This is a genomic window from Paractinoplanes toevensis (assembly GCF_018332695.1).
Lineage (GTDB): Bacteria > Actinomycetota > Actinomycetes > Mycobacteriales > Micromonosporaceae > Actinoplanes > Actinoplanes toevensis.
Map to the genome: position 1 here is coordinate 44356 of NZ_BOQN01000003.1, position 15928 is coordinate 60283.

Annotated in this window: 14 protein-coding genes; 8 read left to right on the plus strand and 6 right to left on the minus strand. The window is 70.9% G+C overall.

The genetic code is table 11. The annotated features are described in order from the left end of the window. Positions 1-36 precede the first annotated feature (36 nt). Entirely contained in the window at positions 37-558 is a 522-nt protein-coding gene (locus Ato02nite_RS01300) for a DUF4352 domain-containing protein (RefSeq protein ID WP_213004450.1), read from the plus strand. Between the two features lie 2 nt (positions 559-560). Here the strand turns inward: Ato02nite_RS01300 and Ato02nite_RS01305 are convergent, their stop codons facing one another. The 3 genes from Ato02nite_RS01305 to Ato02nite_RS01315 form a co-directional block, all read right to left on the minus strand. Beyond that, positions 561-1304 carry a DUF6879 family protein gene (locus Ato02nite_RS01305; protein WP_213004451.1) on the minus strand — a complete coding sequence of 248 codons (744 nt, stop codon included), beginning with the start codon at positions 1302-1304 and terminating at the stop codon, positions 561-563. Positions 1305-1481: 177 nt separating this feature from the next. Continuing rightward, positions 1482-2087 carry an FMN reductase gene (locus Ato02nite_RS01310; protein WP_213004452.1) on the minus strand — a complete coding sequence of 202 codons (606 nt, stop codon included), beginning with the start codon at positions 2085-2087 and terminating at the stop codon, positions 1482-1484. Beyond that, positions 2084-3193, minus strand: coding sequence for an LLM class flavin-dependent oxidoreductase (locus Ato02nite_RS01315; RefSeq protein WP_213004453.1), 1110 nt, complete (start codon positions 3191-3193; stop codon positions 2084-2086). Before Ato02nite_RS01315 ends, Ato02nite_RS01310 begins: the two co-directional genes overlap by 4 nt. Before the next feature lie 1240 nt (positions 3194-4433). Here Ato02nite_RS01315 and Ato02nite_RS01320 point away from each other — a divergent pair. After that, the gene (locus tag Ato02nite_RS01320; RefSeq protein WP_213004454.1) at positions 4434-5993 is read left to right on the plus strand and encodes a pectate lyase family protein; all 1560 of its coding nucleotides are present in this window, start codon (positions 4434-4436) and stop codon (positions 5991-5993) included. Between the two features lie 42 nt (positions 5994-6035). On the opposite strand, the gene Ato02nite_RS01325 is transcribed toward Ato02nite_RS01320, so the two are convergent. Further along, positions 6036-6455, minus strand: a complete 420-nt coding sequence (locus tag Ato02nite_RS01325) for a hypothetical protein (RefSeq protein WP_213004455.1) — start codon at positions 6453-6455, stop codon at positions 6036-6038. Between the two features lie 187 nt (positions 6456-6642). On the opposite strand from Ato02nite_RS01325, the gene Ato02nite_RS01330 reads away from it, so the two are divergent. From Ato02nite_RS01330 to Ato02nite_RS01340, 3 genes are all read left to right on the plus strand, one after another. Further along, positions 6643-7212, plus strand: a complete 570-nt coding sequence (locus Ato02nite_RS01330) for a histidine phosphatase family protein (RefSeq protein WP_213004456.1) — start codon at positions 6643-6645, stop codon at positions 7210-7212. 24 nt (positions 7213-7236) lie between these two features. Continuing rightward, the gene (locus tag Ato02nite_RS01335) at positions 7237-8613 is read left to right on the plus strand and encodes an MFS transporter (protein WP_213004457.1); all 1377 of its coding nucleotides are present in this window, start codon (positions 7237-7239) and stop codon (positions 8611-8613) included. A 118-nt stretch (positions 8614-8731) separates the two neighbouring features. Continuing rightward, positions 8732-8953 carry a hypothetical protein gene (locus Ato02nite_RS01340; protein ID WP_213004458.1) on the plus strand — a complete coding sequence of 74 codons (222 nt, stop codon included), beginning with the start codon at positions 8732-8734 and terminating at the stop codon, positions 8951-8953. Positions 8954-9680: 727 nt separating this feature from the next. Here Ato02nite_RS01340 and Ato02nite_RS01345 read toward each other — a convergent pair. Beyond that, positions 9681-12062, minus strand: a complete 2382-nt coding sequence (locus Ato02nite_RS01345; protein WP_213004459.1) for a beta-glucosidase family protein — start codon at positions 12060-12062, stop codon at positions 9681-9683. Positions 12063-12098: 36 nt separating this feature from the next. Here Ato02nite_RS01345 and Ato02nite_RS01350 point away from each other — a divergent pair, with 36 nt between their 5' ends. After that, complete coding sequence (locus Ato02nite_RS01350) at positions 12099-13103, plus strand: LacI family DNA-binding transcriptional regulator (RefSeq protein WP_213004460.1); 1005 nt, start codon at positions 12099-12101, stop codon at positions 13101-13103. Between the two features lie 104 nt (positions 13104-13207). After that, on the plus strand, positions 13208-13681 hold the full coding sequence (locus Ato02nite_RS01355) for a hypothetical protein (protein WP_213004461.1): 474 nt from the start codon (positions 13208-13210) through the stop codon (positions 13679-13681). 121 nt (positions 13682-13802) lie between these two features. Here the strand turns inward: Ato02nite_RS01355 and Ato02nite_RS01360 are convergent, their stop codons facing one another. Next, positions 13803-14405 carry a hypothetical protein gene (locus tag Ato02nite_RS01360; protein ID WP_213004462.1) on the minus strand — a complete coding sequence of 201 codons (603 nt, stop codon included), beginning with the start codon at positions 14403-14405 and terminating at the stop codon, positions 13803-13805. A 188-nt stretch (positions 14406-14593) separates the two neighbouring features. Between Ato02nite_RS01360 and Ato02nite_RS01365 the strand changes: the two genes are divergently transcribed. Continuing rightward, positions 14594-15886 (plus strand): efflux RND transporter periplasmic adaptor subunit, encoded by a 1293-nt coding sequence (locus Ato02nite_RS01365; protein WP_213004463.1) that lies wholly within the window; start codon positions 14594-14596, stop codon positions 15884-15886. The last annotated feature ends 42 nt before the right edge of the window (positions 15887-15928 follow it).

Here is a 15928-nt window from a genome sequence, read left to right on the forward strand (position 1 = left end):
ATGGCCTACCACCCGACGATGTCGCCGTCACCGTCCGTGAGATCGCATGCCGGCCCCCGGCGCCGCGGCTGGGTCATCGCCGCCATCGCCGTGCTGTTGGTGGGCGGCGGTGCGGCAGCCTGGTACGTCGTCGGCAGCGGCGACGGCGACGGCGACGGAGCGGCACCGGTCGCACTCGGGTCGGCCGGGCGCGACGGGGTGTTCGAATTCGTCGTGTCGGAGGCGAAGTGTGGCACCAAGACGGTCGGCACCGGGGCCGCGGCGGCCACCGCGCAGGGTGTCTACTGCCTGGTCGGCGTCAAGGTGACCAACCGGGCCGACGCGCCGCAGACCTTCGACGGCAGCGCCCAGAAGGTGTTCGACGGGACCGGCACGCAGTACACGAGCGACACCGGTGCCGAGCGGCAGGCTAACCCGTTCAGCTGGACCGAGGCGATCGTGCCCAGTGAGACGGTGGCCGGGCGGCTGGTGTTCGACGTGCCGATGGGCACCAAGCTCACCGAGATCGAGCTGCACGAGACGCTGCTCTCGCCCGGTGTGCGGATGGCGCTGCGCTGAGATCAGGGGTGGACGGCGACCGACCACAATTGCTCGAAGCGCTCCTGGCGCCTCTTCACCAGCCGCGGGTCGGCCACCAACGCCACGCTCGCGACCAGTGGGACCATGCCGTCGTCCACCACCTGGGCGGTCTGGAACTCGTAGCTGACCTTCTGGTCGAACACGGTGAAGTCGTCGAGGACGGACTGGCGGACACCGCGGAGCACGCGGATCTCGACGCCGATGGTGCGGTGCGGTTCGAGTAACGCGTCCAGCCGGTGTGGGTCGGGGGAGCGCTCGGTCAGCAGGAACAGGCGGCGGATGCGCACGTTGCGGGCGATCGCGTCGCGCTGGCGTTCCAGGTATTGCCGGCCCAGGCCGCTCGCGAAGAACTCGCCCTCGCTGAACGAGGCCATGGTGACCGCGTCGATGCCCCTCGTCGCGGTCTCGGTCAGGCCCAGCAGCCAGTCCGAGTCGCCGCGTTCGGCGCGAACGCCGTCGAGCAGTTGGCGGCCGGGGGCGTCGGGAATTCCGCCGGCGGCGACCAGCCTGGTCACGTCGCGGCGGGACACCGATGCCTGCCGGGCCAGCTCCAGGTGGCGGGACGCCTCGGCGGCCTCGATCAGCAGCTGGGCGACCAGGGTGAACGCGCCCACCGCGGCGGCGACGGCCAGGCGCCAGATCTCGCGCTGGCCGCCCAGGCCGGTCAGTAGATAGGTGAGGCCGCTGGCGGCGGCCGCGATGAGCAGCTTGAGTCCGATACGCACGGCGACCCCCCGGCGACGACGTTGCGGACCATCACAACGCAGTCACGCCGGGTGCGCAACGGCCGTGCACGATCAACGAAAAGGGGCGACCCACCACTACCGCGAAAGGGGCGTTACGGCCCGGAGTGGCACTCAGGCCGGCCCTGAGTGCCACTCGACTCTTCGATGCCCGTACCGCTAAGGGTTTTTCAGAAGGTCCTCGAAGGAGACCGTGAGCGCGAACGGATCGGTGACCGACACCGGGTCGCGTCGTTCGATCTCGCGGGCGAGTTCGGCGGCGGCGCGGTCGATGCGCGTGCGCAGCATGCCGTCGGCCGAGTCGGCGCCCCAGTCGTCGCTGGCCGCGAAGACCGACGTCGGGACCACCGCGGCCCGCAGGTAGGCGAAGAGCGGGCGCAGCGCGTGCTCCAGCGACAGGCTGTGCCGGGCGGTGCCGGCCGTCGCGGCGATGATCACCGGCTTGTCGGCCAGGGCGTCCTTGTCGAGCACGTCGAAGAAGGACTTGAACAGGCCGCTGTAGCTGGCCGTGAAGATCGGCGTCACCGCGATCAGGCCGTCGGCGCTCTCCACCGTGTCGAGCGCCTCCTTCAGCGTGGCCGGCGGGAAGCCGGTGAGCAGGTGATTGGCGATGTCGTGGGCCAGGTCGCGCAGTTCGATGACCTTGACCGTCAGCGGGAAGCCGGCGGCCGCCACCGTCGCCGTGGCCAGCTGGTCCGCGAGCAGCCGGGTCGAGGAAGGCTGGCTCAGTCCGGCCGAGACGACCGCCAGGGTGCGCTGGTTCATGCGTTGACCTCGTCCTTCTTTGCCGCCGCGGCCTTGGCAGCGGTGGCCAGCAGGGTTGCGTGGGTGGGAGCGTCCGGGACGTGGGCCGGCTTCAGCGCGGCGAACTCCTTGCGCAGGACCGGGACGACGTCGCTGCCGAGCAGGTCCAGCTGCTCGAGGACGGTCTTCAGGGGCAGGCCGGCGTGGTCCATCAGGAACAGCTGGCGCTGGTAGTCCCCGACGTAGGAACGGAAGCCGAGCGTGCGGTCGATGACCTGCTGCGGCGAGCCGACGGTCAGCGGGGTCTCCCGGGTGAAGTCCTCCATCGACGGGCCGTGGCCGTAGACCGGGGCGTTGTCGAAGTACGGGCGGAACTCGTTCACCGCGTCCTGCGAGTTCTTGCGCATGAACACCTGGCCGCCGAGGCCGACGATGGCCTGGTCGGGGTCGCCGTGGCCGTAGTGCGCGAAGCGCTCCCGGTACAGCGCGATCATCCGCTGGGTGTGCGAGGCCGGCCAGAAGATGTGGTTGGCGAAGAAACCGTCACCGTAGTAAGCGGCCTGCTCGGCGATCTCGGGAGAGCGGATCGAGCCGTGCCAGACGAACGGCGGGATCTCGTCGAGCGGCCGCGGCGTGGAGGTGAAGCCCTGCAGCGGCGTGCGGAACTTGCCCTGCCAGTCGACGGTGTGCTCGCGCCACAGCCGGTGCAGCAGCGAGTAATTCTCGATGGCGAGCGGGATCCCGGCCCGGATATCCTTGCCGAACCACGGGTAGACGGGCCCGGTGTTACCACGTCCCAGCATCAGGTCGACGCGGCCGTCCGCGAGGTGCTGGAGCATCGCGAAGTCCTCGGCGATCTTCACCGGGTCGTTCGTGGTGATCAGCGTGGTCGCGGTGCTGAGCTGCAGCGTGTTCGTCTGCGCGGCGATGTAGGCGAGCGTCGTGGTCGGCGAGGACGAGAAGAACGGCTCGTTGTGATGCTCGCCGAGCGCGAACACGTCCAGGCCCACCTCCTCCGCGTGCTTCGCGATGGTGACGATGTTCTTGATCCGCTCGGCCTCGGTCGGGGTCTGCCCGGTGGTCGGGTCGGTGGTGATGTCGCTGACGCTGAAGATCCCGAACTGCATGACCCGCTCCTCCGGTGGTGCTTTCGCTGATGCCCGCCACAACGTCGTTGCTTCGGCAACTATTTCAAATTCAAAGAACCTGCGCAGCGGCGCGCGTCACACCGTTGACCTAGATCGATAGGGTGCCCGCCATGGGAGCGATCAAGCCGTGGCACCTGATGCTGTGTTGTTCATTCGTGGTCATCATCATCGCGGTGATAGTCGGCATCATAATCACCGCAACCCGGAAGAAATAAGACAAAACCTTTTGGGTACGCATCACGGAGAATCCCGTGAAAGCGCGAAGCGGCCCGGGTGCAACACCGGGCCGCAGCGCCCCTCTCGCGTGAGGCGGCCGCCGGCGCCGCTCCGCGGTTGCGGTCGTTGCGCGGCCGCGGCTGTTCCGGGCTCGTGTGGTTGCCGTGGGCGCCGTGGGCGGCGGCTCCGATCTTGTTGAGCTGGTGTCGGCTCCGAACGAGAATTCCGCAAGGTCGCGTGGGGTTGGCCGGTCGGCGGGGGTATATAAGCGGCTTGTCGCATTCGTGCACCGCGGGCCAGCGGCTCCGGCGCGGTGGCTGCGCGGGCGCGGTGGCTGCGCGGGGGGCGAGGGCTGCGCGGGGGTGAGGGCTGCGCGGGGCGCCCGCCCGAACCGGAAGCGCCGGCTGTCCGGATAGCGCCGGGGGCGGCCGGGGTCGCTCAGCGGCGGCTCCGATCTTGTTGAGCTGGTGTCGGCTCCGAACGGGAACTCCGCAAGGTCGCGTGGTCGGCCGGTCGGCGGGGGTATATAAGCGGCATGTCGCGTTCGCGCGCCGTGGACCGGTGGCGCCGGCCCGGTCGCTGTGCGGTCGCTGCGCGGGGCGGCCGTGGTCGCTGCTCGACGCTTGATCTTGTTGAGCTGGTGTCGGCTCCGAACGAGAACTCCGCAAGGTCGCTTCGATCGGCCTGTGAGCGGGGGTATATAAGCGGCATGTCGCGTTTGCGCACTGGGAGCCCGCGTCGTCGGCGTGGTCGCTGGGCGGGGGGGCGTGGGTGGCGTGGGTGGCGTGGGGGCGAGGCGCGGACGTCAGGCGCGCGGTTGAGGGCTGCTCGGCGCGTGTGGTGCCGGGATGGGGCGTGGGTCGGGGAAATCTGCGGTTCATATCCCCGTAATACGGGCAAGCGCTTGCCTGCTCATAGACACCTTCCTATCCTCGCTGAGGAAAGCGCTTTCCTGCGCACGCGCGGCCGGGCGCGGCTTCCGAACTACGAGAGTGGGACAGAAATGAAGCGATCAGTCGCTGTACGCCTGCTGATAGCGGGCGGAACGGCTGCCGTCGCCGGAGCGGTCGCGCTGGCCGCGCCGATGCTGGAGGCTTCCGCGGCCGCCGTCGGCACTGCCACCGGGTATGCCAGCCAGAACGGTGGCACCACCGGCGGCAACGGCGGAACCACCGTCCGGGCCACCACCGGCACCGCGATCCACACCGCCCTGTGCAACCGCGCGAGCAGCAGCACCCCGATCACCATCGAGGTCGAGGGCACCATCAACCACGGCAACACCACCAAGGTCTCCGGCGACAGCTGCAACACCGCGGCCGACAAGATCGAGCTGAAGGAGATCAGCAACGTCACGATCATCGGGGTCGGCGGCGGGGCGATCTTCGACCAGCTGGGCATCCACATCCGGGACTCCAGCAACATCATCATCCAGAACGTGACCGTCCGGAACGTCAAGAAGTCCGGCTCGCCCACGTCCAACGGCGGTGACGCCATCGGCATGGAGAGCACCGTCCGCAACGTCTGGGTCGACCACGTCAACCTCGAGGCCTCCGGCGGCGAGGACGCGGGTTACGACGGCCTGTTCGACATGAAGGACAACACCCAGTACGTGACGCTGTCCTACGCCAAGCTGAGCAACTCCGGCCGCGGCGGCCTCATCGGTTCGAGCGAGACCGACACCAGCAACGGTTACGTGACGTTCCACCACAACCTTTACACCAACATCGACTCCCGTACGCCGTTGCTGCGCGGCGGCATCGCGCACATCTACAACAACTCGTACGTGAGCCTCAACGAGTCCGGCATCAACTCCCGGGCCGGCGCGCGGGCCAAGGTCGAGAACAACTACTTCAAGAACTCGATGAACGTGCTCGGCACCTTCTACACCGACGCGGCCGGTTACTGGCAGGCCAGCGGCAACATCCTGGACAACGTGACCTGGTCGCCCGCGGACAGCGAGACCAAGCCGGCCGGCCCGAGCATGGCGTCCAACACGACCGTGAGCATCCCCTACTCGTACAGCCTCGACAACGCCGCCTGCGTCCCGGCCCTGGTGGCCGCCACGGCCGGCGCGAACACCGGGATCAAGACGTCGAACGGCAGCTGCTCCTCGCAGAACCCGACCACCAGCCCGACGACGTCGACGCCCACCACCTCCCCGACGACGCCCCCGACCACCTCACCGACCACCGCGCCCAGCGGCACCAACCTCAGCATCGGGGCCGGCGCCGACGGCTCCAGCAAGGCCAGCGGCACCAGCTACGGCAACGTGATCGACGCCAGCACCTCGACCTACTGGTCGCCGAACGGCGCGACCGGTTACGTCTCGGTCAAGTGGAGCGCCGCCAAGTCGGTCTCCCGCGTGGTCATCCGCGAGGCGTCCGGTTCCAGCATCGGCTCCTGGCAGGTCAAGAACGGCGACACCGGCGCGGTCCTGAAGAGCGGTTCGGGCACCCCGGGCACCATCAGCCTCACCAGCACCTCGCTCAAGAAGATCACTTTCGAGATCGTCAGCTCGTCCGGCACCCCGCGAATCGCGGAGTTCGAGACGTACGCCTCCTGACGGCCGGCGGGGCCGCCGCGAACGGCGGCCCCGCCCACCCCCTCAGGCCGAACGCAGTTCCTGAGCGTGGGCGGCCCGCATCAGGGGCACCACGTTCAGCGGTGTGAGATAGGGCTGCAAACGGCGTACGTAATGGGCCTGGGTCAAAATCGCCGCACGCATCTCCAGCAGCGTGCGGGCGGTGCAGGGCACCATCGCCGGATGGCCCAGCGCGGCGCTCACCACCAGGGCCGGGAGATCGGCGGTCAGCCGGACCGCACCCACGTCCCGGGCGACGCTCGTCGTCACCGTGTGCCCGGCCGGGTCGAACGTGATCGTGTAGGCAACTTCCGGCCCCGTGTAGAAGACCTGGGTGGGGCCGGTGCTCGACGGGCCGGTCAGGGCATGTTCCGCCACCAGGAAGCGGAACGCTCGTGTTACCTCGGGCTCGAAGGACCTTGCTGTCGAAACCTTGATCACCACGGTGACCCCCTTGACGGAAGCCTCCCGGTGGGCGGCGGACCCACCGGATCAGATCGACAAAAGCAGATGCCTGGCCGGTGCGCAACGTCTGTGCGCCGCCCGTCGCTGAGCGGCTCGTCCGGCTCTGTGAGCGGCTCGTCATGCCGAGCCGGCGGCGGGGAAGCGCGCGACACGGTAGAAAGAACGCATGGCGGAGATTGTGCTGATTCGGCACGGGCAGACCGAGTGGAGCGCGGCGGGCAGGCACACGTCGTACACCGATCTGGAACTGACCGGCGAGGGTGAGCGGCAGGCGCGCGCGGCCGGTGAGCGCCTCCGTGGCCGTACGTTTGCGGCCGTGATCTCCAGCCCGCGGAAGCGGGCCTTGCGGACCGCCGAGCTGGCCGGGCTGACGGTCACCGAGACCACCGAGGACCTCGCCGAATGGAACTACGGCGAGTACGAGGGGATCACCACCGCGACCATCCGCGAGACCAACCCGACCTGGTCGCTGTGGACCGACGGCGCACCCGGCGGGGAAGCCCCCGAGCAGGTCGCCGCCCGCCTCGACCGGGTCCTCGCACACGCCCGCAAGATCCTCGACGAGGACCGGGGCGACGTGGTGCTGATCGCCCACGGCCACTCGCTGCGGGTGACCGGCGCGCGCTGGATCGGGCTGCCGGCCAGCGGCGGCGGCCTGCTGAAGCTCGGCACCGCGACCATTTCGACGCTCGGCTTCGAGCACGGCAACCCGGCCATCGACTCCTGGAATGCCTGACGCCCGGCCGGGCATGATCTACCCATGACGAGAAGTGCGCGCTGGCTGGCGCTGCTGGTGGCCGGTGCGTACTTCATGGAGTTCCTCGACGCCACGGTGATCGCGCCGGCCGCGCCGCACATCGCCGCCGACCTCGGCGTCGCGCCGGTCACGGTCAACGTCACGATCACGGCGTACGTGCTGACCATCGCCGTTCTCATCCCGATCAGCGGCTGGCTCACCGAGCGGTTCGGGGCGCGGCGGGTGTTCGCGGTCGCCATCGCCGTGTTCACCCTCGCGTCGGCCGGCTGCGCGGCCGCCGTCAACCTGCCCATGCTGGTCGGCACCCGGGTGCTGCAGGGCGTCGGCGGGGCGATGATGGTGCCGGTCGGGCGGCTGGTCGTGATCCGTACCACCGAGAAGACCGACCTGGTCCGGGCCGTCGCCTACCTCACCTGGCCGGCGCTGGTCGCGCCGCTGCTGGCGCCCGCCCTGGGCGGGTTCCTCAGCGAGTACGCCTCCTGGCGCTGGATCTTCCTGATCAACCTGCCGCTCGGGGTGATCGCCCTGCTCCTGTCCTTCCGGCTCGTGCCGGACGTGCGCGCCGACGATCCCGGCCCGCTCGACCTGCGCGGCTTCCTGCTCGGCGCGACCGGCATCGCCGCGCTCGTCGTAGGTCTGGAAGGGGTGGCCGAGTCGCACCCCGACTGGCCCCTGGCGATCGGCGCGCTGGCGCTGGCCGCGGTCGCCCTCGCCGCGACGGTCGGGCACCTGCTCCGCGCCCACCGGCCGCTGGTCGACCTGAGCATCCTGCAGGTGCGCACCTACCGGGTCACCGCGCTAGGCGGCTCGGTGTTCCGGGCCGTCATCACCGCCATCCCGTTCCTGCTGCCACTGTTCTTCCAGATCGGCTTCGGCTGGACCGCGGCACAGGCCGGCCTGGTGGTGATCGCCCTGTTCGCCGGCAACGTCGGCATCAAACCGGCCACCACCCCGCTCATGCGGCACCTGGGCATCCGCACCGTGATGCTGGGCGCGGTGCTGGCGTCGGCGGTCTGCCTGGTCGGTATCGCGTTCCTGCGGCAGTCGACGCCGATCGTCCCGCTGCTCGCCCTGCTGACGCTGAGCGGGATCTTCCGGTCGATCGGGTTCACCACCTACAACACGGTCGCCTTCGCCGACGTCCCCGGCGAGCGGATGACCAGCGCCAACACGCTCATGTCGACGGTGCAGGAGCTGGGTGGCGGGCTCGGCGTGGCGGTCGGCGCCCTGCTGGTGCGACTCGGCGCCGGCGTCTCGGTGGACGGTGCCTACCGTTTCGCGTTCCTGTTCCTGGCCGCACTGCTGCTGGTGCCCGCAGTGGACGCGTTCCGCCTGCCACGCGACGCGGGCAACCTCGTAGCCGGCCGCGCACAGTCCTAACCGGACGGTCCTACCAGCACAACGAATGATCAACAAGAACTCCCTTTCACCCGAGTGCCCGCACTCCCCGGCGCCGCTACCTTTCATGATCGTCAAGCGGTCCGATCGAGGGGGAGACGTGCGCCTGCTCCGCCGACTGCTCCGGCGCTACTTCCGCCGCCGCCCCACCCCGCCACCCGGCCCGGCCGCGGCGGGCGTGCTGGCCCAGACCCGTGCGTGGCAGCAGGACCAGCCGGTCCACGAAACCGACCGCCCCGGCACCACCGGCATCCACGCCGAACGCCGCGCCGCCGACGCCCTGGACCCACCCGAGCACTGCGACTGCCCAGACAACGACTGAGCCCGCCCGCGTTCCGTCCGTCCGCTGTCCGTCCGCTGTCCGTCCGGGTGCCGTCCGTCCGGGCGCCGCCGGACCCGTGCCCGGTGCATGGGTCTCGGGCGCGCCGGAAGGCCCGGTATCAACGATCGAGGGTTGTCGCGCGGCGGCCGGCTTTCCGCACGGCCGCAGGGCTCAGCGGGGATTTTGCTGCCGCGTGTCGCAGCGCGATCTGGTGCCGGACTTGGTGCCGATCACGGTGTTGCCGTACCCCGATCTGGAGAGTTTCTGTCCGCTCCGAGCACGAACTCCACATCTTCGAGGGTCGGACTGCCGCAGGTGGGCGAAATAACGGATATTGGCGGTTGCCTGAGCGCTTTTGTCCGGATGGTGGGCGCCGCGGCCTACTCATTGAGACGGGCGACCGCTGGGTGGGACGTGCCCGGCACGTGGGCGCGCCTCCGATGGGTGGGATGTGCTCGGCACTGGGAGCGCCTCCGATCGACGGCCCTCGAAGCGATGCCTTCCACCAGTCGCTGTGCGCCGGCCGGCAGACCACCCGGAACACGCTGCGGTGAAGATGCCAGCTTCCGTCGGCGGGCGCAGGGCGGCGGGCGGCGGGCGTAAGGCCGTGGGCCAGGGCAGCGGGCCCAGGGCGGCGGGCCGAGGGCGGCGGGCCCAGGGCGGCGGGCCCAGGGCGGCGGGCCGAGGGCGGCGGACCCAGGGCAGCGGGCGCAAGGCGGAAGCGGGGTCAGGAGACTACGGCGCGGATGTCGCCCAAGCCTCTGGCCACCAGGAACTCGCCGCCGTCGGCCAGGCGGGACCAGGAGTCCGTGGTGGTGTCCCACTTGCGCCACAGGAGCGGGTCGGTCTCGACCACCACGCGGGCCGACTCACCGGGGGCCACCGTCACCGCGGTCCAGCCGACCAGGCGGACCGGCTCGTCCGGCTCGGTGGGGCGCAGGTAGACCTGCACCACCTCGCGGCTGGGCCGGGTGCCTACGTTGGTCACCGTGGCGGTCACGGCGGGGGCGTCGCCGGTGACCAGGCGTACGTCGGTGTACTCCCACCTGCCGTAGCCGAGGCCGTGGCCCAGCCAGAACGCGGGCCTCGGTGCCTTGCCGGCGAAATGGCCGCGGTAGCCGATGAACGTGCCCTCGTCGTAGGTCAGCTTGCCGTCGACCGGGGTCACCGACCAGGCCGGCGATGCCTCGTCGGCGGCGGGGAACGTGGTGACCAGGCGGCCGGCCGGCTCGATGTCGCCGAGCAGGGCCGCCGCTATGGCGTGGCCGCCCTCCTGGCCCGGGAGGCCGGCCCAGAGGACCGCGTCGACCCGGGACAGCCACGGCATGATCACCGGAGTGGCCGCGTTGACCACGACGATGGTGCGGCGGGCGGCGCCGGCCACGGCCTCGACCAGGGCGTCCTGGGCGCCGGGCAGGTGCAGGGTGGTCTTGTCGACCGACTCGGTCTCCTGTTCCTCGGTGAGGCCGACGACCACGACGGCTACGTCGGCGCCGGCGGCCGCTCGGACGGCGTCGTCGATCACGTCGACCGTCTCGCGCGAGGCCGCCCGGCCGAGGAGACCGAAGAGGCCCATGTCCGAGGTGAGCGTCACCGATGCGGTGAAGACGGTGCCGGTGGGGACGGTGAAGCGGTCGGTGCGCAGCGGGGGAGTGAGCACCTCCTCGCCGAAGCCGCTGCCGCTGGTGCGCAGCGAATAGGAGAGAGCGGCAGCGCCGACGGAAACGGTCCAGTCCCCGACGCCCATCGCACCGAGCTCGACCTCGCCGCCGGAAGGACCGGCGACGGTCCCGGTAAGGACGGCGGACGCCACCGTTCCGGGGAAGTCGTCGTCCATCCCGATCATCGTCTTGGACTGCGGGCAGAAGCGCTGCTCCAGCTCGTTCCCGGCGGCGTCGTAGAGGACGACCCGGATGCCGGCCTCGCCGGTGACCGGGTCGGTGAGGAAGCCGTCGCGGGCCGGCACCGGCCGGGTGCGCACCTCGACCCCGTCGACCACGGTGAGCCGGGCCAGGTCGCCGAGGCCGGTGGCCACGCTGACCTGGTAGGGCGGGTTGACCTGGGCGGAGCCGCCGCCCATGTCGATCGTCTCGACGGCGTGCCGGCCGATCAGTGCGACGGACGCGGCCCGGTCCAGCGGTAGCACGTCACCGTCGTTCTTCAGCACGGTGATGCCGGTGGCGGCGAGGCGGGTGAGCTGCTCACGCCGTACGGCCGAATCGGGGAGCGGAAGCGAAGACGGCCAGGAGCGGGCGGCACCCAGCGCGCCCACCCGCCTGGCCAGCAGCAACAGGCGACCGAGGTGATCGTCGATCACCGCCTCGTCGACCTCGCCGGCCCGGACCGCCGCGACCAGCGCGTCGCCCCACGGGCCGGTGGGCCCGGGCATGACCAGGTCGAGGCCGCCGTTGGCGGCGGGGGCGGCGGTCTTGGTCGCGAACCAGTCGGACATCACCAGGCCGGTGTAGCCCCAGGAGTCCTTCACGATCTCGTTGATCACGTGGTGCTGCTCGGTGGCGGCGACCCCGTTGACGTCGTTGTAGGCGCCCATGATCGACCAGGCTTCGGTGGCCATCTCGAACGGCAGCAGGTAGAGCTCGCGCAGCGTCTTCTCGTCGAGAACGCTGTCGACCGTGTTGCGGTCGGTCTCGGACTCGTTGGCGACCAGGTGCTTGAGACACGCGGCAACCCCGGCGTCCTGCAGGCCGCGCACGTAGGCGGCGGCCAGGCGGCCGGTCAGGAGAGGATCTTCCGAGTACGCCTCGAAGAGCCGGCCGCCGAGCGGGCTGCGGTGCAGGTTGATGGTCGGCCCGAGCACGACGTGGATCTCCTGGGCCATCGCCTCCTCGGCCAGCAGGGAGCCCACCTCGTAGGCGGCGTCGACGTCCCACGCCGAGGCGAGCAGCGTGGCGTTGGGGAACAGCGACACGACCCGGCCGCCGGAGAACTTGAGCCCCCGCACGCCGGTGGGGCCGTCGGAGAAGTTCATCGCGGTGAGCCCGATGGACGGCTCGGAGGCGAGGGTGAACGCGGACGCGCCGGTGAGGAGCCGCACCTTGGCGGGCAGATCCAGCGACTTGACGAGCGGGGCGATGTCGTCGGTGGTCATGGACCCATGGTTACACGTGTAAGTAGGCTTGTCACCATGACCGAACAGACCCACCGCCGGGTCACCAGCGCCGACGTGGCGCGGCTGGCCGGTGTCTCCCGCGCCACGGTCAGTTACGTCATGAACGACACCCCGGCGCAGACCATCTCCCCGTCGACCCGCACCCGGGTGCTCGACGCGGCGGCCCGCCTCGGTTACTCGCCGAGCGCCGCCGCCCGCACCCTGCGCACCGGCCGCTCCGACGTGGTTCTCTGCCTGCTGCCGGACTGGCCGATCGGCCCCGAGGTGGGCTCGATGCTGGGCAATCTGTCCACCGCCCTGGCCCGGCACGGGCTCACCCTGGTCGTCCACCCGGGCAACCGGGAGGACCGGCCGATCGGCGAGATCTGGAAGGCGATCACCCCGGCCGCGGTGATCGCCTACACCGACTTCTCGCCGGGGGAGATAGTGGCGATGCGGTCCGCCGGTGTGGCGCTCGTGGTGGCGTCGCTCGGCCGGGGCGCGCAGCCGGACCGGCGTGAGCTGGCGGTGCCGCAGCAGCTCATCGGGCGGCAGCAGGCCGGTCATCTGATCGCCGCCGGGCACACCCGGCTCGGCTACGCCTATCCGGACGACGACCGGGTGCGGATCTTCGCCGAGCCGCGGCTGGCCGGCGTCCGCGCCGAATGCCGGGACCGGCAGGTGGGTGGTCCGGCGACCGAGACGGTCGCGCTCGATCCGGAGCAGGCCGCTTCCGCCGTACGCCGTTGGCACGCGGCCGGCATCACGGCGGTGTGTGCCTACAACGACGAGGTGGCGCTGGCGGTCCTGGCCGGCGTACGCCTCGAAGGCCGGTCGGTCCCCGCGGACCTCGCGGTGATCGGAGTGGATGACATCCCGCCGGCCCGGCTGGCCGCACCCGCGCTGACCACCGTGACCACCGACCAGGTCGCGGTCGCGGCCTACCTCTCGGCCACCGTGGTCGCGGCGATCAACGGCCGTCCCGGACCCGCCGTGCCCACCGACGACCTGGTCCACCTGGTCCGGCGCGAGAGTGCTTGATCAAAGTTGTACATGAAACGCACAGGCACGCCACATGGGTGACTCAGCTCTCCGGCGAATCGTGAAGGGACCGAACGATTCACCCGCCCACCAGGGGGTCCGAAATGCTTGTGCAGCTCAACCGCTCCACCGGGGCCGGCCGCGACTTCAGCGCCACCGCCATCGACCTCCCGCTCAACCCCGCGAGCCTGCCGGCCGGTGCCGGCCCCCGCCCGGTGGTCGCGATCCTCGGACCGGCCGGCCGGGTCGCCGGTCTCGCCCAGCACCTGCCGGCCGGCTGGTCGGTGCGCAGCGCCGGTGACCTCGACGACGTCGAGCCCGACGAGCTGGTGCTGTTCGCCGGCGCCGCGGTGCGCGACATCGCCCTGGCCCGGCGGCTCCTGCCCGGCCGCACCCAGGTCATCGCGCTGGTCGACGACGCGGCACCGGCCGAGGTGGTGGCGGGTGTGCTCACCGCCGGCGCCGACGCGTGCGTGCGCGGCGGCCAGCCCGCCATCCTGGCCAGCCACCTGGTCGCCTGCCGCCGCCGCCAACTGGCCGGCCGATGGGCCCAGCTGAACCACCAGGACCGGCGCTAGTGAGCAGGCCGGGCCGTTCGCGATCTGCCGGGGGGCCACGTCGCGAACGACCCGGGGTTGAGCCCGCGCCGCCGATACCGTTACGGGGGGTACGGCACCGACGGCGCGGAGATCGGACCGCCTAGGCGGTCGGGGTGGCGCTGGCCTGCGGCTGCAGCACCTTGCAGGTCTCGATCGCCTTCTTGACGGTCGCGTCCGCGGTGTTCAGGTTGCTGGTGTCGGTGACACCGTTCTCCTTGAGGCAGTTCTGGTAGGCGGCGTTCGCGCCGCCACCGTTGCGGCCGTTGCCGCCGTTCATGCCGCCGCCGAAGGACGGCCGCACCGAGGCGCACGCCTCCTGAGCCTTCTGCCAGGTCGCGTCGTCGACGTTGTCCGGCTTCTGGAACCCGCCGCCACCCGGGAAACCGCCCTGGCCGCGACCGCCACCGAAGCTGCCGGAAGGCCGGGGCATGCCGGACGGGATGCCCGACGGCCGGCCGCCCTCGGGGAAGCCCGACGCGCCCTCGCGCGGCTGCCGGGACGGCATCGTGATGGTCACGCCGTTCTTCGCCAGGCACTGCTGGTACGCGGCGAACGCGGTGTTCTGTCCGCCACCGTTGCCGTTCCCGCCGCTCGAGGAGTCGTCCGAGCTGCCACCGCCGCACGCGGCGACCAGCAGCACGGCTGCGGACGCGACGAACAGCGCCGCCGCTCGGCGGGGCGCTTTCGAACCGACTTTGCGCACTATGCCTCATTTCTCCGGCCAGGGATGTCGGCCCCACCCAAGCCGGGCAACCTGCACGCAACGTCGGGGGATCCTCATAGTTCGCTTGGAGACCCTGTGCCGGGGCTGTGTTCAAGATCGACGTCTCCGAGCCAACTCCGAGGCAGAACCGAGCATTCGGCGAGGACAACCCGGAACACTTCCCCGCCATGGGTGAAGCTCTGGCCGGTCGACGGCGCTGGATCTGGATCGCTGCGGCTGTCGTCGTGCTCGCGCTGATCGCGTACGGGGTGGTGCACGCGCTGACCGCGGACGCCTCGGCGAAACCGCAGGCGGCCGCCACCTCGGCGGTCGACCTCGGTGACGTGACCACCGAGGTGGCCACGACGGGCACGTTGCAGCCGGCGCAGACGCGCAGTCTGTCCTTCGCGGTGCAGGGCACGGTCGAGAGCGTGTCGGTGCGGGCCGGCAACACGGTGGCCGCCGGCCAGGTGCTCGCGAAGGTCGACGACACCGACGCGGCCACGGCGGTGGGCAACGCGCAGGACACCCTCGACGACGCCGAGGACGCGCTGACCGAGGCCAAGGCGAACGCCTCGAAGACGTCCACCACGACGTCCGCCGGGTGCAACGTGGCCGCCGCGTACACCTCGACCTCGCCGACCACCGCGCCCACCACCTCGCCGGCGCCGACCGCGACGGCCTCGCCGACGGCGACCGCCACCAGGTCACCGACCGCCACGGCCACGGCGACCAGGACGGCGACCGCCCGGCCGACCGCGACCGCCACCCGGGGCGGCACCGGCACGGGCGCCGGGAGCGGCAGCTGTTCCACCGGCGGCGGCAGCGGGAGTGGCAGCGGCAGCGGCAGCGGTCAGCAGGGTGGGCAGAGCAGCGGCGGCGACGCGATCCTCAGCGCCGAGCAGCGGGTCACCTCGGCCACCACCGCGCTCGAGGAGGCCGAGGAGGCGCTCGAGGGCGCCACCATCACCGCCCCGATCGCCGGCCGGATCATCAGCGTCGGCGGCAAGGTGGGCAGCAGCGTCAGCTCCGGCTCGACGTTCATCACCCTGGCCGACGTGTACGACATGCAGATCAGCGCGTCCTTCCCGGAGGCCGACGCGGACCGGCTCGCGGTCAAGCAGAAGGCCGTGGTCACCCTGGCCGACCGGGCGGGCAAGGAGTTCAAGGCGACCGTCGTGCAGGTCGACCCGACCGGCACCAGCGACGGCACCATGGTCACCTTCGGCACGCTGCTCTCCTTCGACGAGGCGCCGACTGACCTGCTGGTCGGCCAGAGCGCGTCGGTGAAGATCACCACCGGCTCGAAGACCGGCGTGCTCCGGGTGCCCAGCACCGCGGTGCACAACGTCAAGGGCGACACCGGGACGGTGCTGAAGAAGGGCACCCAGGTGACGGTGGGCGTGGGGCTGCGCGGCGACCAGTACACCGAGATCACCAAGGGTCTCACCGAAGGTGATCAGGTCACCCGATCTTGGTGACCGTGCGTGTACAGCTGGCTCCTGCACGATTCATAGGGAATT